This window comes from Rhizobium sp. UBA1881, assembly GCF_002338015.1.
Lineage (GTDB): Bacteria > Pseudomonadota > Alphaproteobacteria > Rhizobiales > Rhizobiaceae > Rhizobium.
Genome location: NZ_DDHH01000093.1, coordinates 14,511 through 32,948 on the forward strand (window position 1 = coordinate 14,511; position 18,438 = coordinate 32,948).

Consider the following 18,438-nt stretch of genomic DNA (forward strand, 5'->3'; position numbering starts at 1 on the left):
AAAAACCGGCGCCCGCAAGGGTCAGCCGGTTTTTCCTTGTCCGATCAATACAGTCTCAGAAGGCGAAGGCCTTCGAGGTCAGCGGCGACGAAGTCGCATCCGGTCCGAAATCGGCCTCGCCGGTGATCTGCAGCATTTCCTGCAGCCGCTGGCGGGCGCGATTGACGCGGCTCTTGATCGTTCCGACCGCGCAGCCGCAGATTTCGGCAGCTTCCTCGTAGGAGAAGCCCGATGCGCCGACCAGAATGATCGCTTCGCGCTGGTCGCTCGGCAGCTGCTCGAGCGCCTTCTTGAAGTCCTGAAGGTCGAGCGCGCCGTATTGCGATGGGTGCGTGGCCATGGATTCGGTGAACAGGCCGTCGCTGTCCTGAATCTCGCGGCCCGCCTTGCGCATCTGGCTGTAGAGCTCGTTGCGAAGGATGGTGAAGAGCCAGGCCTTCATGTTGGTGCCCATCTCGAAGTGGTCCTGCTTGGCCCACGCCTTCATGATGGTGTCCTGCACGAGATCATCGGCGCGGTCATGACGACCGATCAGCGAGATGGCGAATGCGCGCAGGCTTGGGAGAGCCGAAAGGAGCTCGCGTTTGAAGCTTGGTTGCTGCTTGTCCATCGATCGACCTTCACTTCGCTGCTTTGGCCGAGGCCATTTCGGCCTGGTCGAGCTTTTCGAGGAGATCGAGGAAACGATCGGGGATCGCTTCTTCCTGAACGGCAGCGTAAAGCGACCTCAAACGCACCCCGATCTGGCTGTTGGGATCCATGATGTCGCTTGCACGTAACTCAGCGCGTTGGCCGTCTAGGTCTTCGTTGTTCCGGCTTGTCATTAACTTTTCACTTCTTGTCCGTTGTCTCTAAGCCTCGTGTACCGCTGCGGGAAAACCTTCATTCCGGTACCCCGCCGCCTCGGTCGAATTCTCGCCGGACAACCCTCTCGGAATGCATGTCGTGTCGCAGGTCAGTTTACGATGAGCCCCTTCTCGTGGGCAGTAGAATGCGCGGTGGTAAAAAAAGTTCCTGATCATCTGGAACTTTTTTCAGGTAGTGTGCGTTCTCGATGCACTGGAGCTGTTTTTCGGCCCTGCTTATGGGAGCTTTCTATGACACTTTCTACTCGAATTGCGCCGCACCTTCCTTATCTGCGCCGCTATTCACGGGCGTTGACCGGCACACAGACATCAGGCGACGCGTATGTCGCCGCAGTGCTTGAGGCAATCATTGCCGACATATCCATTTTCCCTGACACATCGAACGACCGCGTCGCACTCTACAAACTGTTCACGACGCTGTTTGGTTCCTCGACAGTGCAGATTCCAGAGCCCTCCTCCCCTTACGCCTGGGAGCAGCGCGCCACCATCAACCTCGGCAAGGTCTCGCCGCGCGCCCGCCAGGCCTTCATCCTGGCCTCGGTCGAAAATTTCCGCGTCGGCGAAATCGCCGAAATTCTCGACAGCGAAGAGAGCGAAGTGGCGAACCTGCTCGACAGCGCGTCGCGCGAGATTTCCCGCCAGGTCGCGACCGATATCATGATCATCGAGGACGAACCGCTGATCGCCATGGATATCGAGCAGATGGTCGAGAGCCTGGGCCACCGCGTCACCGGCATCGCCCGCACCCACACGGAAGCCGTGGCGCTCTACAACAAGACCAAGCCGAGCATGGTTCTCGCCGACATCCAGCTTGCCGACGGCAGCTCGGGTATCGACGCGGTCAACGACATCCTGAAGACCTCGAGCGTTCCGGTGATCTTCATCACCGCCTTCCCCGAGCGCCTTCTGACCGGTGAGCGTCCCGAGCCGACCTTCCTCGTCACCAAGCCATTCAACCCTGACATGGTCAAAGCTCTGATCAGCCAGGCGCTTTTCTTCAACGAAAGCACGAAGGCAGCCGCCTGACGCTATATTTCAGCCATTGCGGAACAATGCGAAAGGGGGAGCGTTCCAGTCCATCTGCAGCGCTCCCCGGATATTAAGATTTTATCTAGCGCTTGCCTCTAAAAAGAAGCGGTGGGCGGACTTTAGGGTCTGCTGGCGGCATAAACGGATTGAAGGAAAGGCGGCTGGGTGAAGAGGACTGGACCATTGGCCGGCACGCCCTTCGCATTGGAAGGCAAAGAGCTCTTGATGGAGCGGGCGCTCGCGAGCGCCGGCATCGCCGTTGTCTATCAGGATCCCGACCTCGGCATCGTCTACGCCGAGAACCTCCCCGCGCATCTTGAACACGCCGTACTCCCCGGCGGCAGCGACGCCGACATGTTCGGCGAAGTCCACGCACGCAATCTCGAAACACTGAAGCGCAAGGCGCTGGAAACCGGCACGCCGGCCAGCACGGAAGCCGACATCGCCATCGACGGCGAGATGCGCACCTACGAAATCAAGGTGCAGCGCGTCACGCTCGGACACGAGATCGGCCTGCTGTCTATTATCACCGAGATCACCGAGACCAGACACCGCGAGAAGGTGCTGAAATCGCTCCTGCGCGAACTCTCGCACCGCTCGAAAAACCTGCTTGCCATCATCCAGGGCATCGCCACGCAGACCGCCCGCAACACGCTGTCTCTCGACAGCTTCCTCGTGAAATTCCGCGGCCGGCTCCAGTCGCTGTCGAACTCGCAGGACCTTATCACCGACAGTAGCTGGCGCGGCGCCTTCCTCTTCGAACTCACCCGCAAGCAGTTCGCCCCCTATTGGCCGGAGAGCGCCGGCCCCCTGCCCGTCACCGGGCTGAATGTTCACCTTACGCCGAACGCCGCGGTTCATGTCGGCCTCGCGTTGCACGAGTTGATCGTCAATTCGGCGACCTTCGGCGCCATTGCCGGCGGCGCACCCGAGATCGCGCTCGACTGTCAGGAGACCACGCACGGCGACCGCAAGGCGATCAGCTTCACCTGGACCGAAACGCTGCCCAACGACGAAGTTCACGAATTCAGCGACAACAGCTTCGGCCGCATCGTGCTTGAGCGCGTCGTGCCCTCGTCGGTCAATGGCAAGGCCGATCTGCGCCTGACGCCCGGCCGCATCGAGTATCACCTCCTGATACCCGACACGGAATTCGAGATCCTCAAGCGCGCGCCGCAGCAGGTCGGCGGCGTCTGACCGTCACAAGCTGACCTTCCATCGATTTTTATTGAATACCGTGCACAAGAAAACAGCCAGTGCGAGGGCGGCGCACCGGCTGTTTTCACTCACCGGGAGGGGACCGTGAGTGTGATCCGAAGGTGGTTTGGGGGCGCGCATTTTTGGGTCGATGCGATCACCATTCGGATATCGCCATAACGGGCTATGCGAGGAATGGTTCCCGCCCTTCACGAAAAATCTCTGATTTTTTCAATTATTCTTCCACTGTGAAGATCGGCGCGGCCGCAAGCGCCCACTGAGCAACTTGGCAGCAATCAACCCAGAATCGAAAAACCGTTCCCAAACAGCAGCATACGCCCGCTACCAAGCCCGCTCCATGCTAAAATTTTACCGTTTGATAAATTTTTTATCCTGAGTTACGCTTCGTTCCACTGGCCGTTTACCTATAATGAGGGAACTTCAATGGAACGTCTGGACACTGGGATTCATGCTGGCCGGCTTTCGCCCGCCGAGTATGACAAGAATTTCTCCGATCTTCACCCGCGCCTCGACAAACACGAGGCTTTGGTCGCCTCCGACCGCTGTTATTTCTGTTATGACGCGCCCTGTATGACGGCCTGTCCCACCGCCATCGATATCCCGCTCTTTATCAGGCAGATATCGACTGGCAATCCCCTCGGCTCCGCGAAGACCATCTTCGACCAGAACATCCTGGGCGGCATGTGCGCCCGCGTCTGTCCCACCGAAGAACTCTGCGAGCAGGCCTGTGTGCGCAACACGGCCGAGGAACGCCCCGTCGAGATCGGCCGCCTGCAGCGCTACGCCACCGATGCGGCCATGCAATCAGGCAAGCAGTATTACACTCGCGCCGCCGCATCAGGAACGAAGATCGCCGTCGTCGGCGCCGGCCCGGCCGGCCTTGCCGCCGCGCATCGTCTTGCCGTCAAGGGCCACGAGGTCGTGATCTATGACGCCAAGCCGAAATCCGGCGGCCTCAACGAATACGGCATCGCCACCTATAAATCCGTCGATGGCTTCGCGCAGAAGGAAGTCGACTATGTGCTCTCGATCGGCGGTATAGAGGTCCAGCACGGGCAATTGCTCGGCCGCGACTTCCAGCTCGCCGACCTGCAGTCGCAATATGACGCCGTCTTCCTCGGCATCGGTCTATCGGGAGTCAACGCGCTCCGCGTCGAGGGCGAAAATCTCGCGGGCGTCGACGACGCTGTCGATTTCATCGCCGCGCTGCGCCAGACCGACAACAAGGCCGACATCGCCATCGGCCGCCGCGTCATCGTGCTCGGCGGCGGCATGACCGCCATCGACGCCGCCGTGCAGGCAAAGCTTCTGGGCGCCGAGGAAGTGACCATCTGCTATCGCCGCGGCAAGGAGCATATGAACGCCTCCGAGTTCGAGCAGGATCTCGCAACTTCCAAGGGCGTCATCATCCGCCACTGGCTGGCGCCGAAGGCGATCCTTGCGCAGGACGGCAAGGTCGCGGCGCTCGAGGTCGAATACACCACGCTGTCGGAAGGCCGCCTGGCGACCACGGGCGAAACCGGCGTCATTGCCGCCGACCAGATCTTCAAGGCGATCGGCCAGGCCCTCGTCTCGTCGAGCCTTGGAAGCCTGCGTCTGGAATCCGGACGCATCGTCGTCGATGCCGAAGGCCGCACCTCGCTTGACGGCGTCTGGGCCGGCGGTGACTGCGTCTTCGGGGGCGACGACCTCACCGTCTCGGCTGTCGCCAATGGCCGCGACGCCGCCGAATCCATTCACCGCATGCTGGCCGCCGATGCGCAGCCGGCCGTTGCCGTCGCCTGAAGGGGAGAGTGAACCATGGCTGATCTCCGCAACAATTTCGTCGGCATCAAATCGCCGAACCCCTTCTGGCTCGCCTCGGCGCCGCCGACAGACAAGGCCTACAACGTCGAGCGCGCCTTCAAGGCGGGCTGGGGCGGCGTGGTCTGGAAGACGCTGGGCGAGGAAGGCCCACCCGTCGTCAATGTCAACGGCCCGCGCTACGGCGCGATCTGGGGCGCCGATCGCCGCCTGCTCGGCTTGAACAACATCGAGCTCATCACCGACCGAGACCTCTACACCAACCTGCGCGAAATGAAGCAGGTGAAGATGAACTGGCCGGACCGCGCGCTGATCGCCTCGATCATGGTTCCCTGCGAGGAGGAAAGCTGGAAGGCGATCCTGCCGCTGGTGGAAGAAACCGGCGCCGACGGCATCGAGCTCAACTTCGGCTGTCCGCACGGCATGTCCGAGCGCGGCATGGGTGCCGCCGTCGGCCAGGTGCCTGAATATATCGAAATGGTGGTGCGCTGGTGCAAGCAGTACACCCGCATGCCAGTCATCACCAAGCTCACGCCTAATATCACCGACATCAGGAAGCCTGCCCGCGCCGCGAAAGCCGGCGGCACTGACGCGGTGTCGCTGATCAACACGATCAACTCGATCACCTCGGTCAATCTCGACACCTTCTCGCCGGAACCCTCGATCGACGGACGCGGCAGCCATGGCGGCTATTGCGGCCCGGCGGTCAAGCCGATCGCGCTCAACATGGTGGCCGAGATCGCTCGCGATCCGGAAACCCAGGGCCTTCCGATCTCGGGCATCGGCGGTGTCACCACCTGGCGCGACGCGGCCGAGTTCCTGGTGCTCGGCGCCGGCAACGTGCAGGTCTGCACGGCGGCGATGACCTACGGCTTCAAGATCGTCCAGGAGATGATCTCCGGCCTCTCCGACTGGATGGACGCCAAGGGTCACCGCAACCTCGACGACATTACCGGCCGCGCCGTGCCCAATGTCTCGGACTGGCAGTATCTGAACCTCAACTACATCGCCAAGGCCAAGATCGACCAGGACGCCTGCATCAAGTGCGGCCGCTGCCACATCGCCTGCGAGGACACCTCGCACCAGGCGATCACGCAGTTCGTCAACGGCGTCAGGCACTTCGAGGTGATGGAAGACGAATGCGTCGGCTGCAACCTCTGCGTCAACGTCTGTCCCGTCGAAAACTGCATCACCATGGAGCAGCTACCTGTCGGCAGCCTCGACGAGCGCACCGGCAAGACCGTCGACCCCAACTACGCCAACTGGACGACGCACCCGAACAACCCGATGGCAAGGCAGGCCGCGGAGTAAGCAAGTCCAGTCATCAGAATACAAAGCCGCAAACTGTAAAGCGACACTTTACAGTTTGCGGCTTTGTGATTATATGTCCTCATGAGGATACGGAATATTCTGCATAAAGGCCTTCGACGGTTCGTCGTCGATGACGACGCGTCCGGCCTCCAGCCGGCTGTCGTGGCCAAGCTGCGCCGCATGATTTCTTATCTGCAGGATATGCAGACGGAAGACGAGCTAAGGGCTATTCCAAGCTGGAAAGCGCACCAACTCACAGGCGGCCGGAAAGGCACCTGGAGCCTGTTTGTCACCAAGAACTGGCGGCTTACATTTCGTATCGACAACGCGGAGATCGAGATTATCGATCTGAACTACGAAGACTATCACTAGGAATGACCCCATGACGGACGCACTTGGTATTCGCGTGAAGAGCCCCGCACATCCCGGCGACTTTCTGAAGCACGAGGTCTTGGAAGAGCTCGCGCTTTCGGTCACAGATGCCGCGCGCGTCCTCGGCGTGACCCGCCCTGCCCTTTCCGCCCTGCTCAACGAGAGGGCATCGCTCTCGCCGGAAATGGCGCTGCGGTTCGAGAAGGCGTTCGGGCTTTCCATGGATACGCTGATGCGCATGCAAAACAGCTTCGACATTGCTCAGGCCCGCAAGCGCGAGAACGACATCAACGTCAAGCCCTATCGCCCCGGCTCGCATCCGTAACGCCACCCGAAAACACCTTCCGATAAGCCCCCGGGCTGGTCCCCAGCCGCCGACGAAAGTGATGCCGCATCGTTGCCGGCGTTCCGAAGCCGCAAGCGGTGGCGATGTCGTCGAGCGATGCCTCACCCTTTCGCTCCAGGAGTTCGCGCGCATGTCGCAGCCGCTCTGCAAGCAACCATTCGCCGACGCTCGATCCCGTCGTTGCCTCGAAACGGCGCTGGAAGGTGCGCTGGCTCATCCCCGCCTTGGCCGCAAGCAGGCTGATCGGCTGTTCCTCGTTCAGCCGCGCCCGCATCCATTCGATGAGCGGCCCGAGCCGCACGCCTTCGCGCGGCAGCGGCACGGGAGCGCGGATGAACTGCGCCTGCCCGCCCTCGCGATGCGGCGGCACGACGAGGCGCCGGGCGACCGAATTGGCCGCCTCCGCGCCGAAATCGCCGCGCACCACATGCAGGCAGAGATCGATGCCGGCGGCACTGCCCGCCGCCGTCAGCATCCGCCCCTCGTCCATGTAGAGCACATCGGCATCGAGCCCGATCTCGGGATAACGCTCGGCCACGGAAGCGACATAGCGCCAGTGCGTCGTCGCCCGCTTGCCTGCAAGCAATCCCGAGGCGGCCAGAACAGCAACACCTGAGCATAGCGACATGATCCGCGCCCCACGCCCATGCGCCGCCCGCAACGCCTTTATCAGCGCATCCGGCACCGGCGCATCGATCGCCCGCCAGCCGGGAACGACGATCAGATCGGCATCCTCGAGATCGTCGAGACCACCATCGACAGTCACGCTCAACCCACCGGCCGCGCGAAGGGGGCCTGGTTCCACACCGCAGGCGCGAAAGCGATACCAGTTCGCCCCCATCTCCGGTCTCGGCAAACCGAAGACCTCATAGGCGATGCCGAATTCGAAGGTGCACAGACCGTCATAGACGAGCGCGGCAACCTTGGGTCCTGATAGCGCGGCGGTATTTGGCATGATCTTTACGCCAGTCGTCATTATGGCCAGTTTCGCGAACATCTATCATCGCGCATCTTCTGCGGCAACAACAACGACAGGAGACCTCGATGCCCGACATGATCCCCGAACAGCAGCCCACAATCCACCCCGTGGCACCAAGCTACGTCGCCGAAACCCCGGCCGCAGCACCGGAGGCAATCGCCGCCTACTACGCCCGCAAGCTCGCCTTCGAGACCGATTGCTGGGACGTTCACGCCTCGCTTGCATCAGGACGCATCGACTTCGTCCTCCTCGACGTCCGCTCTCCCGCCATGTTCGCCCTGTCGCATGTGCCCGGCGCCCAGAACCTGCAGCACGGGAAGATGACCGCGCACCGCATGTCCGCGTGGCCATCGGACACCCTCTTCGTCGTCTATTGCGCCGGCCCGCATTGCAACGGCACCGACAAGGCGGCCCTTCGCCTCGCAAGGCTCGGCTACCGGGTCAAGGTAATGATCGGCGGCATGACCGGCTGGGCGGACGAAGGCTTCGATTTCGAAACCGGAGCGCCCAACGCAACAGCATAGCGGCGGGCATATGCGCCGAACGGGGAGATTGAGTTTTCCGCGCCGGCGCGCATAGTCATCGCAGGCTGGAGAGGTGGCCCGCATGACCCGTCATATCGTTGCCATCGGCCCGCTGCCGCCGCCGCTTCACGGCTTCTCCTTTGCCACGGCGGCGATGGTGGACCTGCTATTGGAAGACCACACCGTCGTCACCAGCAACCTCTCGCCACCAGCAGGCGGTTCCCGCCTCTGGCGGCATCCGGCAAAGGTTGTCCGGGTATTCGCCGCGCTCGCCGGTCTCGCACGCGAGCGCGGACATGCCGACAAGGCCTGCTATCTGGCCTGCGACGGCGGCTTCGGCCAGCTTTACACGCTGCTGCTGGTGGCGTTCGCCCGGCTCTTCGCCTACCCGACCTACCTTCACCACCACAGCTTTCGCTATGTCGACCAGCCGAGCTTCACCATGCGCGCCATCCTGGCGCTCGCCGCTCCCGACCTCACCCATGTCTTTCTCTGCGGCATGATGCGCGACCGCTTCACCGACACCTATGACCGGCGCCTGCACACCGCCATCATCTCCAACGCCGCCTTCGTACCGCCGCAGAGCGAGGACGCAGCGATCCCCGCCCGCCCGCTGACCATCGGCATGCTCAGCAACCTCAGCCGCGCCAAGGGACTGGAGACGTTTCTCGATCTGCTGCGACAGGCGATCCTGCAGGGATTGCCGATCCGCGCCGTCCTCGCCGGCCCGGCGACTGACAGCGCCGACCGCGCCATGATAGACTTGGCGCTGAATGAATTCGCGGGCGCGCTGGATTATCGCGGCCGCGTGCTTGGCGACGACAAGGCGAAGTTCTACCGAGATATCGACGTCTTCGTCTTCCCGACAACCTACGCCAACGAGGCCCAGCCCCTGGTCGTCTTCGAGGCAAAGGCGGCCGGAAACGACGTGATTGCCTTTGATCGCGGCTGCATCCGCAAGCAGCTCGATGAGACCGACCTCCTCATCCCCGCCGACACAGAGTTCACGGACATAGCCATCGCCTGGCTCTCGGAAATCCCATCGAATGACAGGCGAGACCAGCGAAGACATGAGGTCCGGCAGGTCTACGAGATCAGGCAGAAAACCGCGCGCAAACAGGCGAAGTCCTTGATGCTGTGAAATTTCCTGCCCGGCGGGTGGAAATCCGGATAGCTTGACGCATATTTTCAATCCTGCTCATTAGAGATTTATCTCGCGTCCCGAACCGAAAACTGGAAATCCCACAGCATGCCCCCTTGCAGCGCGCTTCGCGCCCACACCAGCGATTGCCACGCAGCGGCAGACGTTTTTCCAGTTCTCCCGATGGCAGACGCTGCCCCGTATGATCGGGAGCATCGTCCATCGTGAGCGAGAATTCGAGCGAGAATTTCGGCAAGGTCGACCTCACCAACTGCGACCGCGAACCCATCCATCGCCTGGGCGCCATCCAGCCTTTCGGCTTTCTGCTTGTCGTCTCATCGGACTGGATGGTGGCGCGCGCCTCCGCCAATCTCGAACAGTTCGTCGGCATCGCCTGCGATGAGATCATCGGCCAGCCTGTCTCGCGCGTGATCAGCGGCAAGACCATGCACACGCTGCGCAACCGGCTGAGCATCATGCGCGGCCCCGACGTGGTGGAACGCCTCTTCGGCATCGAGCTTTCCGAAGGCGGCCCGCTTTTCGATATCGCCATCCACATGAGCGACGAGCATGTGGTGATCGAGGCCGAGCCCTCGCAGGAGGGTGCGCAAGGCGGCTCGCCGGTGTCGATCCGCAGCATGATGGGCCGTCTCGACCAGGCCGAAACGCTGGAAGCCTTCTTCCGTGAAGGCGCCCGCCAGGCCCGCGCGCTGACCGGCTTCGACCGCGTGATGGTCTACCGTTTCGACGAAAGCGGCGCCGGCGAAGTGGTGGCGGAAGCAGCGCGTGCCGGCATCGGCTCGTTCCTTGGCCTGCATTACCCGGCCTCAGACATTCCCGTGCAGGCGCGTGCGCTCTACACCCGCAATCTCTTCCGCATCATCGCTGACATCGACGCCGTCAATGTGCCTCTGGTGCCGGAGATCGATGCGCATGGACGCTCGCTCGATCTTTCCATGTCGATCCTGCGCTCGGTATCCCCCATCCACATCGAGTATCTGAAAAACATGGGCGTCGGCGCCTCGCTGTCGATCTCGATCGTCGTCGACGGCAAGCTCTGGGGCCTGTTCGCCTGCCATCACTATTCCGCCCGCCTGCCCTCCTTCGAGCGGCGCACGACATCGGAACTGTTTGGCCAGATGTTCGCGTCACGGCTGGAGAGCCGCGAGCGGCGGCTTGCGCTCGAGTTCGAAACCAAGGCCCGCCAGATCGCCGACCGGCTGCTGACCTCGGTCGCCGACAATGCCAGCCTGCTCGACGATCCCTCCTGGCTGATCGACGCGCTGGCCGACGCGATCCCGGCCGATGGCATCGGCGTCTGGATCAACGGCCGCTCGGCGCTGAACGGCATCACGCCGTCGCAGACCGAATTCGGCGAGCTCGTCCGCGTCCTCAACCGCAACTCCGCCGGCCGCGTGTTTTCGACCGACAGCATCGCGGAGACATGGCCGGGGACGATGTCCGGCGACATCGTGGCCGGGCTGATCGCCATCCCGATCTCGCGCTCGCCGCGCGACTACGTGGTTCTCTTCCGCCAGGAGATCGTGCGCTCCGTGCGCTGGGCGGGCGATCCGCACAAGCCTGTCGAATACGGCCCGAACGGTCCGCGCCTGACGCCGCGCAAGAGCTTCGAGACCTGGTCCGAGCTGGTGCGCCAGCACTCGCAGCCCTTCTCGGCCGCCGAACGCCGCGTTGCCGAAACCATTCGCGTCACGCTGATCGAGGTCGTGCTGCGGCTGACGGATGAAGCCAACGCCGTGCGCCAACAGGCCAACGAACGGCAGGAACTGCTGATCGCCGAGCTGAACCACCGCGTGCGCAACATATTGAGCCTCATCAGCGGCCTGATCCGCCAGTCGCGCGGCACGACTGACAGCACCGACGAGTTCATCGGCCATCTCGAAGGTCGCGTGCAGGCGCTGTCGCGCGCGCACGACCAGATCACCCGCGACCACTGGGCGCCGGCGCCGCTGCGGGCCCTGCTCCAGGCCGAAGCCGCCGCCTATCTCGGCCCGAATGCCGCGCGCATCATCATGAACGGGCCGGAAGTGCTGCTGGCACCTCAGGCGTTTTCGATATCGGCGCTGGTGTTCCACGAACTGGTGACCAACAGCGCCAAATACGGCAGCCTCTGCGACAGCGGCACCGTCGGGGTCGATTGGCACAAGGACGACGCCGGCAATCTCGTCATCCACTGGCGCGAAAGCGATGGCCCGCCCGTCAAGCAGCCGACTCGCCAGGGCTTCGGCACCACGATCATCCGCCGCTCGATCCCCTATGAGCTCGGCGGCCAGGCGGACGTGCGCTATGAACCTGAAGGCCTTGAGGCACATTTCCTGATCCCCGAGAAGTTCGCGACCTTCGCCGATGGCGCGGTCTCTCTGCTGCCGGAACAATCGCTGCAATCGGCCAAGGCCATTCTGGAGACGATCAAGGACCGGCCACTGGACGGGCTCGACATCCTGCTCGTCGAGGACAATCTCATCATTGCCATGGATGGAGAAGACATCTTCCTGCAACTCGGCGCCCATAGCGTGTCGCTTGCCCCGAATGTCTCGAACGCCTTGGCGGTCATCGACAGCCGCAATTTCGACTTGGCCGTTCTCGACGTCCATCTCGGCGAGGAAACGAGCATCGCCGTCGCCGAAAGGCTGGCGGCGAAGGGCGTGCCGCTGATCCTGGCAACGGGTTATGGCGAAGGGGTATCGCAGGCTTATGGCGCGCTCGGCGCCAATCTGCTGCAGAAGCCTTATACGATCGAGAGCGTCGCAAGCGCTTTGTCGCGCATGACGCCGATCGTCAAATCATGACGCCGGCTGGTTTGTCCGCACGCTGAGACCATCCACGAAGAGCTGTTCGAGAAACCGCGCCGCGTCCTCGAACCGCCCCTCGCCTGATTGCCCCTGCCCGAGCACGGCGCGCACCTGCACGTCGAAGTCGGCGTAATGCTGCGTCGTCGACCAGATCGAGAAGATCAGGTGGTAGGGATCGCATTTGACGATCTTGCCGGCCTTGGCCCAGGCGCGGATGACCGCGGCCTTCTCGTCGACCAGTTCCTTCAGCGGTCCCTTCAGCTCATCCTCGATATGCGGCGCGCCCTGCAGCACCTCATTGGCGAACAGGCGGCTCTCGCGCGGAAAATCCCGGGCCATTTCAAGCTTGCGGCGGATATAGCCGCGGATCTCGCTCTCGGGATTGCCTTGCGCATTGAAAGCGCGCAGCGGCTCAAGCCAGGTGAACAGCACGCGGTCGATCAGCGCCCGGTGCATCGCTTCCTTGGTGCGGAAATAATAGAGCAGATTGGGCTTCGACATGCCCGCCACCTCGGCGATCTGGTCGATCGTCGAGCCACGAAAACCGCTCACCGAAAACACATCGAGCGCCGCTTCCAGGATCTGTTCCTCTTTCTCCTCCTGGATGCGGGTACGCCGCTGTGTTTTCGCAGCTCTCGGTATCGCCATGTCGCTAATTTTTCTCTTTCAAATTCAACTATTTCAGTCAACTTTAAACAGCGGCGATCCGCTGCCGAAAAACCGGGCATATGCCCTGAATTTTGTCTGTATTTTTCCTGATTTTCGCCTTGAGCCCGACGCCGGAAGTTGTAATGTTTACCAGTCGGTCAAATTATCCGTCAGAAGCAAATCAAAGGCAACTGACGATTTTCAGACGCCAATAAAACAAACAAGGCGCTGAAACTGACCACGGGAACAAGCGGACATGCTGACGCATGCGCCGCATAAAAACTGGTGAGGAATACGGATATGGTGGCAGCACCAGGCGAGAACATGCGCGTCAACGGGGACCGTCTCTGGGACAGTCTCATGGACATGGCGAAGATCGGCCCGGGGATCGCGGGCGGCAACAACCGCCAAACGCTGACCGACGCCGATGCCGAAGGACGCAGCCTCTTCAAGACATGGTGCGACGCAGCCGGCATGACCATGGGCGTCGACAAGATGGGCACGATGTTCGCGACCCGCCCCGGCACCGATCCCGAAGCGCTCCCCGTCTATGTCGGCTCGCATCTGGATACGCAGCCGACCGGCGGCAAGTATGACGGCGTGCTCGGCGTCTTGGCCGCGCTCGAGGTCGTTCGCACGATGAACGACATGGGCATCAAGACGAAGCACCCCATCGTCGTCACCAACTGGGCAAACGAGGAAGGCGCCCGCTTCGCCCCCGCCATGCTCGCCTCCGGCGTCTTCGCCGGCGTCCACGACATCGACTACGCCTATTCCCGCAAGGACCCCGAGGGCAAGACCTATGGCGACGAGCTGAAGCGCATCGGCTGGCTCGGCGAAGAAGAGGTGGGCGCTCGCAAGATGCACGCCTATTTCGAATATCACATCGAGCAGGGACCGATCCTCGAAGCCGAAAGCAAGCAGATCGGCGTCGTCACCCACTGCCAGGGCCTTTGGTGGCTGGAATTCACGCTGACAGGCCGCGAAGCCCACACCGGCTCCACCCCGATGAACCTGCGCGTCAATGCCGGGCTCGCTATGTCGCGCATCATGGAAATGGTGCAGGCCGTGGCGATGGGCGAACAGCCAGGCGCCGTCGGCGGCGTCGGCCAGGTCTTCTTCTCGCCGAACTCACGAAACGTGCTTCCCGGCAAGGTCGTCTTCACCGTCGACATCCGCACTCCCGACCAGACCAAACTCGACCGCATGCGCGCGACGATCGAGGCAGAGGCCGCCAAGATTTGCGAAGCCCTCGGCGTCGGCTGTTCGGTCGAGGCCGTCGGCCATTTCGACCCAGTCACCTTCGACCCGAAACTGGTGGACGCCGTCCGCAACGCCGCCGACCGTCTCGGTTACAGCCACATGAACATCATCTCCGGCGCCGGCCACGACGCCTGCTGGGCCGCCAAGGTGGCGCCGGCAACCATGGTCATGTGCCCCTGCGTCGGCGGCCTCAGCCACAACGAGGCGGAGGAGATCTCCAAGGAGTGGGCCTCGGCCGGCGCGGACGTGCTGTTCCACGCGGTGGTGGAGACGGCGGAGATTGTCGGATGACCATGCAGCCGCTATATTTGATACCGGCTGAACTCGCGGAGACCATTGCATGTCTTCCTCTACAGAAAACCTCGTCCTTGAACATCTGCGCGCGATCCGCGCCACGCAGGATCGTCACTCGGACGACCTCATCGAAATCAAGGGTCGCCTCGGTCAGATCGAAAGTCAGGTTGCCCTGCTCAACGGCAACTATGCGATCCTGTCCAACCGCCTCGACAGAATGGACAACCGCATACTGCGTATCGAAAAGCGGCTGGATCTCGTCGAAAGCTAGCGGCGCCCGCAAGCGAGCATTTCCTCTACAGTCAAATCCTCGGTCGATGCTGAGTAAGGCATTGGGCAAGGAGATTGTGGGATGATGTTGCAGTTGCTATGTTTAGAAGATGAGTTCCCGCCAACGGAGGCTGGTGCATGTCGTCTGACAACCTCATCCTTGAGCATTTGCGTGCCATCCGCGGCACGGTCGAACGACTTTCCGACGACATGCAAGTGGTCAAGCAGCGCCTCGGCAGCCTCGAACATCAGTATGCGACCATTTCGACACGGCTTGACCGCCTCGACGAGCGCGTCCTGCGCATCGAGAAGCGGCTGGATCTCGTCGAAAGCTAGCGGCAACGCTTATCACCTGCCCTTCGGTCTCAAAGGGATTGAGCAATGTCAGACAAGGTCACCAACGAGCTTATTTACGAAACGCTCAAGCGGATTCAGGAAACGCTCGGATCGCACACCCAATATCATCTCGAAACCAAGGAGCGGCTTGGCTTTCTTGAACAGCAATATGCGAGCATCTCACGGCGCGTCGATCGCATCGATGAACGCCTTGAGCGCGTCGAGCGCAGGCTCGATCTCGTCGAGACCTGAACCAGCCTTCGACAAGCATTTTCCGGAAGGCGTATTTCATATTCATTAGACTGCTGGACACGGCGCGACGGCACCGTGAACGGTGCCCCGTCTCATAAAAACAGGGAACCCGACCAATGAGCACAGTCATCAAGAACGGCACCATCGTCACCGCTGACCTGACCTACAAGGCGGATGTGAAGGTCGATGGCGGCAAGATCGTCGAGATCGGGCCCAACCTTTCCGGAACAGAGACGCTTGACGCCACCGGCTGCTACATCATGCCCGGCGGCATTGATCCGCACACCCATCTCGAAATGCCCTTCATGGGCACCTATTCCTCCGACGACTTCGACAGCGGCACGCGCGCGGCCCTTGCCGGCGGCACCACTATGGTGGTCGACTTCGCCCTTCCCGCCCCCGGCCAGTCGCTGCTCGAAGCGCTCACCATGTGGGACAACAAGTCCACCCGCGCCAATTGCGACTATTCCTTCCACATGGCGATCACCTGGTGGAGCGAGCAGGTCTTCAACGAAATGAAGACGATCGTTCAGGACAAGGGCATCAACACCTTCAAGCACTTCATGGCCTACAAGGGCTCGCTGATGGTGAACGACGACGAGATGTTCGCTTCCTTCCAGCGCTGCGCCGAACTTGGCGCGCTACCGCTCGTCCACGCCGAAAACGGCGACGTCGTCGCCTCCATGTCCGCGAAGCTGCTCGCCGAAGGCAATAGCGGCCCAGAGGCGCATGCCTATTCCCGCCCGGCCGAAGTCGAGGGCGAGGCCACCAACCGCGCCATCATGATCGCCGACATGGCCGGCTGCCCCGTCTATATCGTCCACACCTCCTGCGAACAGGCGCATGAAGCCATCCGCCGCGCCCGCCAGAAGGGCATCCGCGCCTATGGCGAACCGCTGATCCAACACCTGACGCTCGATGAAACCGAGTATTTCGACAAGGACTGGGACCATGCCGCCCGCCGCGTCATGTCGCCCCCCTTCCGCAACAAGCAGCACCAGGACTCACTCTGGGCCGGCCTCGCCTCCGGCTCGCTACAGGTCGTCGCCACCGATCACTGCGCCTTCACCACCGACCAAAAGCGTTACGGCGTCGGCGATTTCACCAAGATCCCGAACGGTACCGGCGGCCTGCAGGACCGCATGCCGATGCTCTGGACCTACGGCGTCAACACCGGCCGCCTGACGATGAACGAATTCGTCGCCGTCACTTCGACGAACATCGCCAAGATCCTCAACATCTACCCCCGCAAGGGCGCCATCCTCGTCGGCGCCGATGCAGACCTCGAGGTCTGGGACCCGAAGCGCTCCAAGACGATTTCGGCGAAAAGCCAGCAGTCGGCGATCGATTACAACGTCTTCGAGGGCAAGCAGGTCACCGGCCTGCCGCGCTATACGCTGAGCCGCGGCGTTGTCGTGGTCGAAGAGGAGACGATGAAGACCCGCGAGGGCCATGGCGAGTTCGTCAAGCGCGAACCGGTCACCGCCGTCTCGAAGGCGCTCTCGACCTGGAAGGAAATCACCGCGCCGCGCAAGGTCGAGCGATCAGGCATTCCGGCAAGCGGAGTGTGATCGATGGCGCGCGGCAGGCTGATTCTTACTCTCGTTTCGCTGGCCGCGCTGACCTTCGCGGCAAGCGCCGAAACCTTGCCGATCAAGGGGAGCTACGGCAACAAGGACGGATGCGCCTATGCCAAGTCGGGCGAATCCACCGGATCGGAAAATTTCTTCCTGCTGACATCGGAAGCCATCACCACGGCGGCCTCCGCCTGCACCATCGAGAAGGTGCTGAAAACCGAGGGCAAGAACTTCACCGCCAAGGTCTCCTGCGAGGCCGAGGGCGAAGAAGCGGCAAGCGAGGACACGGCAAAGATCACCTATGGCCCAAAAGGCTACACGATCGGCTTCACCTCGGATGCCGGCATAAAGTGGGGGCCGCTGCCACTATGCAAGTGACATCACACCGGCACGTTCCCATCCAGCTCCGGCAGCAACACGACGCTCTCCTGCTCGTTGGGATCGGTGCGCGCGATGATCGCCGTACAGGGCGTGCTGCTGAGATTGGCGGGCAGGTGCGGCACGCCGGCGGGGATGTAGAACAGCTCGCCGGCATGCACGACGACATGATGCTCGAGGTCGTCGCCGTACCAGGTGTGCGCCTCGCCCGACAGCATGTAGATCGCCGTCTCGTGCGCCTCGTGCAGATGCGCCTTGGCGCGCACGCCGGGCGGGATGGTGAGAAGATGCATGCAGATGCCCTTGGCGCCGACCGTCTCGGCGGCAATACCCTGGAAATAGCTCAGCCCCTGCTTTCCGTCGTAGGAATGGTCGGGGCGCACGATATGGCAGGTCGGTTTTGATGTCGCATCCATCGTCGTCCTCCTCAAAGCTTGCCGGCGCGGCCCAAACCGCCGCCCATGATATCACGCAAACCGCCGCCGCGCGGGGAAAACAGGATCGATCCGCATTGACGCAAGCTGCCTCCGTCGTATCCGCCAAGGATCTGTGTCTCACCTACCAGGCCAATGACGCGCCGGTGCATGCGCTGAGCAACGTCAACCTCGATGTCCGCAAGGGCGACTTCGTCTCCTTCATCGGCCCATCGGGCTGCGGCAAGACCACCTTCCTGCGCGTCATAGCCGATCTTGAGAAGAAGACCTCGGGCGATATCACAGTCAACGGCATGACGCCGGAGGACGCCCGCAAGGCGCGCGCCTACGGCTATGTCTTCCAGTCGCCGGCGCTCTATCCATGGCGCACCATCGACAAGAACATCGCGCTGCCGCTGGAGATCATGAACTACCCGGCCGATGAAAGGCAGAAGCGCATCGCCGAGGCGCTCGATCTCGTCGGCCTGACCGGCTTCGAGAAGAAGTTCCCCTGGCAACTCTCCGGCGGCATGCAGCAGCGCGCCTCGATCGCCCGCGCGCTCGCCTTCGACGCCGACCTGCTTCTGATGGACGAGCCCTTCGGC

At 62.2% G+C, this 18,438-nt stretch carries 21 protein-coding genes; 16 read left to right on the forward strand and 5 right to left on the reverse strand.

Features of this window, described 5'->3' with window-relative positions; translation table 11 throughout:
* Nucleotides 1-55 precede the first annotated feature (55 nt).
* On the reverse strand, nucleotides 56-610 hold the full coding sequence (locus B3605_RS11600) for an RNA polymerase sigma factor (RefSeq protein WP_018897185.1): 555 nt from the start codon (nucleotides 608-610) through the stop codon (nucleotides 56-58).
* Nucleotides 611-620: 10 nt separating this feature from the next.
* Complete coding sequence (locus B3605_RS11605) at nucleotides 621-824, reverse strand: NepR family anti-sigma factor (protein WP_112945389.1); 204 nt, start codon at nucleotides 822-824, stop codon at nucleotides 621-623.
* Between the two features lie 273 nt (nucleotides 825-1,097).
* On the opposite strand from B3605_RS11605, the gene B3605_RS11610 reads away from it, so the two are divergent.
* The 6 genes from B3605_RS11610 to B3605_RS11635 all read left to right on the forward strand — a co-directional run bounded on the left by B3605_RS11610 (nucleotide 1,098) and on the right by B3605_RS11635 (nucleotide 6,924).
* Nucleotides 1,098-1,892, forward strand: a complete 795-nt coding sequence (locus B3605_RS11610; protein WP_026282760.1) for a response regulator — start codon at nucleotides 1,098-1,100, stop codon at nucleotides 1,890-1,892.
* Between the two features lie 186 nt (nucleotides 1,893-2,078).
* On the forward strand, nucleotides 2,079-3,092 hold the full coding sequence (locus B3605_RS11615) for a sensor histidine kinase (RefSeq protein WP_112945388.1): 1,014 nt from the start codon (nucleotides 2,079-2,081) through the stop codon (nucleotides 3,090-3,092).
* A gap of 444 nt (nucleotides 3,093-3,536) precedes the next feature.
* Entirely contained in the window at nucleotides 3,537-4,898 is a 1,362-nt protein-coding gene (locus B3605_RS11620) for an NAD(P)-dependent oxidoreductase (RefSeq protein ID WP_296433949.1), read from the forward strand.
* A 15-nt stretch (nucleotides 4,899-4,913) separates the two neighbouring features.
* Nucleotides 4,914-6,227, forward strand: coding sequence for an NAD-dependent dihydropyrimidine dehydrogenase subunit PreA (gene preA, locus B3605_RS11625; protein ID WP_112945386.1), 1,314 nt, complete (start codon nucleotides 4,914-4,916; stop codon nucleotides 6,225-6,227).
* 81 nt (nucleotides 6,228-6,308) lie between these two features.
* Nucleotides 6,309-6,599: a type II toxin-antitoxin system RelE/ParE family toxin gene (locus tag B3605_RS11630; RefSeq protein WP_112945385.1), complete on the forward strand. Its 291-nt coding sequence runs from the start codon at nucleotides 6,309-6,311 to the stop codon at nucleotides 6,597-6,599.
* A gap of 10 nt (nucleotides 6,600-6,609) precedes the next feature.
* A complete protein-coding gene (locus B3605_RS11635; protein WP_112945384.1) occupies nucleotides 6,610-6,924 on the forward strand; it encodes a HigA family addiction module antitoxin in 315 nt (104 codons plus the stop codon).
* Here the strand turns inward: B3605_RS11635 and ftrA are convergent.
* Nucleotides 6,893-7,921 carry a transcriptional regulator FtrA gene (gene ftrA, locus B3605_RS11640; protein WP_112945416.1) on the reverse strand — a complete coding sequence of 343 codons (1,029 nt, stop codon included), beginning with the start codon at nucleotides 7,919-7,921 and terminating at the stop codon, nucleotides 6,893-6,895. The genes B3605_RS11635 and ftrA overlap by 32 nt on opposite strands.
* Before the next feature lie 77 nt (nucleotides 7,922-7,998).
* Here ftrA and B3605_RS11645 point away from each other — a divergent pair, with 77 nt between their 5' ends.
* The 3 genes from B3605_RS11645 to B3605_RS11655 all read left to right on the forward strand — a co-directional run bounded on the left by B3605_RS11645 (nucleotide 7,999) and on the right by B3605_RS11655 (nucleotide 12,399).
* Complete coding sequence (locus tag B3605_RS11645; protein WP_112945415.1) at nucleotides 7,999-8,448, forward strand: rhodanese-like domain-containing protein; 450 nt, start codon at nucleotides 7,999-8,001, stop codon at nucleotides 8,446-8,448.
* A gap of 82 nt (nucleotides 8,449-8,530) precedes the next feature.
* On the forward strand, nucleotides 8,531-9,589 hold the full coding sequence (locus B3605_RS11650) for a glycosyltransferase family 4 protein (RefSeq protein ID WP_112945383.1): 1,059 nt from the start codon (nucleotides 8,531-8,533) through the stop codon (nucleotides 9,587-9,589).
* A gap of 224 nt (nucleotides 9,590-9,813) precedes the next feature.
* On the forward strand, nucleotides 9,814-12,399 hold the full coding sequence (locus B3605_RS11655; RefSeq protein ID WP_112945382.1) for an HWE histidine kinase domain-containing protein: 2,586 nt from the start codon (nucleotides 9,814-9,816) through the stop codon (nucleotides 12,397-12,399).
* Here B3605_RS11655 and B3605_RS11660 read toward each other — a convergent pair.
* Complete coding sequence (locus B3605_RS11660) at nucleotides 12,394-13,050, reverse strand: TetR family transcriptional regulator C-terminal domain-containing protein (protein WP_018897122.1); 657 nt, start codon at nucleotides 13,048-13,050, stop codon at nucleotides 12,394-12,396. The genes B3605_RS11655 and B3605_RS11660 overlap by 6 nt on opposite strands.
* Before the next feature lie 300 nt (nucleotides 13,051-13,350).
* Between B3605_RS11660 and B3605_RS11665 the strand changes: the two genes are divergently transcribed.
* The 6 genes from B3605_RS11665 to B3605_RS11690 all read left to right on the forward strand — a co-directional run bounded on the left by B3605_RS11665 (nucleotide 13,351) and on the right by B3605_RS11690 (nucleotide 17,420).
* Nucleotides 13,351-14,604, forward strand: coding sequence for a Zn-dependent hydrolase (locus B3605_RS11665; protein WP_112945381.1), 1,254 nt, complete (start codon nucleotides 13,351-13,353; stop codon nucleotides 14,602-14,604).
* A 49-nt stretch (nucleotides 14,605-14,653) separates the two neighbouring features.
* Nucleotides 14,654-14,878 (forward strand): hypothetical protein, encoded by a 225-nt coding sequence (locus tag B3605_RS11670; protein ID WP_112945380.1) that lies wholly within the window; start codon nucleotides 14,654-14,656, stop codon nucleotides 14,876-14,878.
* Between the two features lie 137 nt (nucleotides 14,879-15,015).
* On the forward strand, nucleotides 15,016-15,213 hold the full coding sequence (locus tag B3605_RS11675) for a hypothetical protein (protein ID WP_112945379.1): 198 nt from the start codon (nucleotides 15,016-15,018) through the stop codon (nucleotides 15,211-15,213).
* Between the two features lie 45 nt (nucleotides 15,214-15,258).
* Nucleotides 15,259-15,465, forward strand: a complete 207-nt coding sequence (locus tag B3605_RS11680; protein WP_111564149.1) for a hypothetical protein — start codon at nucleotides 15,259-15,261, stop codon at nucleotides 15,463-15,465.
* 116 nt (nucleotides 15,466-15,581) lie between these two features.
* On the forward strand, nucleotides 15,582-17,036 hold the full coding sequence (gene hydA / locus B3605_RS11685; RefSeq protein ID WP_296433954.1) for a dihydropyrimidinase: 1,455 nt from the start codon (nucleotides 15,582-15,584) through the stop codon (nucleotides 17,034-17,036).
* A 3-nt stretch (nucleotides 17,037-17,039) separates the two neighbouring features.
* Nucleotides 17,040-17,420, forward strand: coding sequence for a hypothetical protein (locus B3605_RS11690; protein WP_112945377.1), 381 nt, complete (start codon nucleotides 17,040-17,042; stop codon nucleotides 17,418-17,420).
* Nucleotides 17,421-17,422: 2 nt separating this feature from the next.
* Here B3605_RS11690 and B3605_RS11695 read toward each other — a convergent pair whose 3' ends face one another.
* Nucleotides 17,423-17,836, reverse strand: a complete 414-nt coding sequence (locus B3605_RS11695; protein ID WP_037186067.1) for a cupin domain-containing protein — start codon at nucleotides 17,834-17,836, stop codon at nucleotides 17,423-17,425.
* A 95-nt stretch (nucleotides 17,837-17,931) separates the two neighbouring features.
* Here B3605_RS11695 and B3605_RS11700 point away from each other — a divergent pair.
* A partial coding sequence (locus B3605_RS11700) for an ABC transporter ATP-binding protein (RefSeq protein WP_296433956.1) occupies nucleotides 17,932-18,438 on the forward strand: 507 nt, incomplete at its 3' end.

Excerpts from the sequence above, each read along its gene's own strand:
- B3605_RS11610 (WP_026282760.1), top strand. The coding sequence starts at position 1,098 with ATGACACTTTCTACTCGAATTGCGCCGCACCTTCCTTATCTGCGCCGC.
- B3605_RS11680 (WP_111564149.1), top strand. The coding sequence starts at position 15,259 with ATGTCAGACAAGGTCACCAACGAGCTTATTTACGAAACGCTCAAGCGG.
- preA (WP_112945386.1), top strand. The coding sequence starts at position 4,914 with ATGGCTGATCTCCGCAACAATTTCGTCGGCATCAAATCGCCGAACCCC.
- B3605_RS11660 (WP_018897122.1), bottom strand. The coding sequence starts at position 13,050 with ATGGCGATACCGAGAGCTGCGAAAACACAGCGGCGTACCCGCATCCAG.
- B3605_RS11630 (WP_112945385.1), top strand. The coding sequence starts at position 6,309 with ATGAGGATACGGAATATTCTGCATAAAGGCCTTCGACGGTTCGTCGTC.
- B3605_RS11670 (WP_112945380.1), top strand. The coding sequence starts at position 14,654 with ATGTCTTCCTCTACAGAAAACCTCGTCCTTGAACATCTGCGCGCGATC.
- B3605_RS11690 (WP_112945377.1), top strand. The coding sequence starts at position 17,040 with ATGGCGCGCGGCAGGCTGATTCTTACTCTCGTTTCGCTGGCCGCGCTG.
- B3605_RS11675 (WP_112945379.1), top strand. The coding sequence starts at position 15,016 with ATGTCGTCTGACAACCTCATCCTTGAGCATTTGCGTGCCATCCGCGGC.
- hydA (WP_296433954.1), top strand. The coding sequence starts at position 15,582 with ATGAGCACAGTCATCAAGAACGGCACCATCGTCACCGCTGACCTGACC.
- B3605_RS11605 (WP_112945389.1), bottom strand. The coding sequence starts at position 824 with ATGACAAGCCGGAACAACGAAGACCTAGACGGCCAACGCGCTGAGTTA.
- B3605_RS11635 (WP_112945384.1), top strand. The coding sequence starts at position 6,610 with ATGACGGACGCACTTGGTATTCGCGTGAAGAGCCCCGCACATCCCGGC.
- B3605_RS11645 (WP_112945415.1), top strand. The coding sequence starts at position 7,999 with ATGATCCCCGAACAGCAGCCCACAATCCACCCCGTGGCACCAAGCTAC.
- B3605_RS11665 (WP_112945381.1), top strand. The coding sequence starts at position 13,351 with ATGGTGGCAGCACCAGGCGAGAACATGCGCGTCAACGGGGACCGTCTC.
- B3605_RS11650 (WP_112945383.1), top strand. The coding sequence starts at position 8,531 with ATGACCCGTCATATCGTTGCCATCGGCCCGCTGCCGCCGCCGCTTCAC.
- ftrA (WP_112945416.1), bottom strand. The coding sequence starts at position 7,921 with ATGACGACTGGCGTAAAGATCATGCCAAATACCGCCGCGCTATCAGGA.
- B3605_RS11620 (WP_296433949.1), top strand. The coding sequence starts at position 3,537 with ATGGAACGTCTGGACACTGGGATTCATGCTGGCCGGCTTTCGCCCGCC.
- B3605_RS11600 (WP_018897185.1), bottom strand. The coding sequence starts at position 610 with ATGGACAAGCAGCAACCAAGCTTCAAACGCGAGCTCCTTTCGGCTCTC.
- B3605_RS11695 (WP_037186067.1), bottom strand. The coding sequence starts at position 17,836 with ATGGATGCGACATCAAAACCGACCTGCCATATCGTGCGCCCCGACCAT.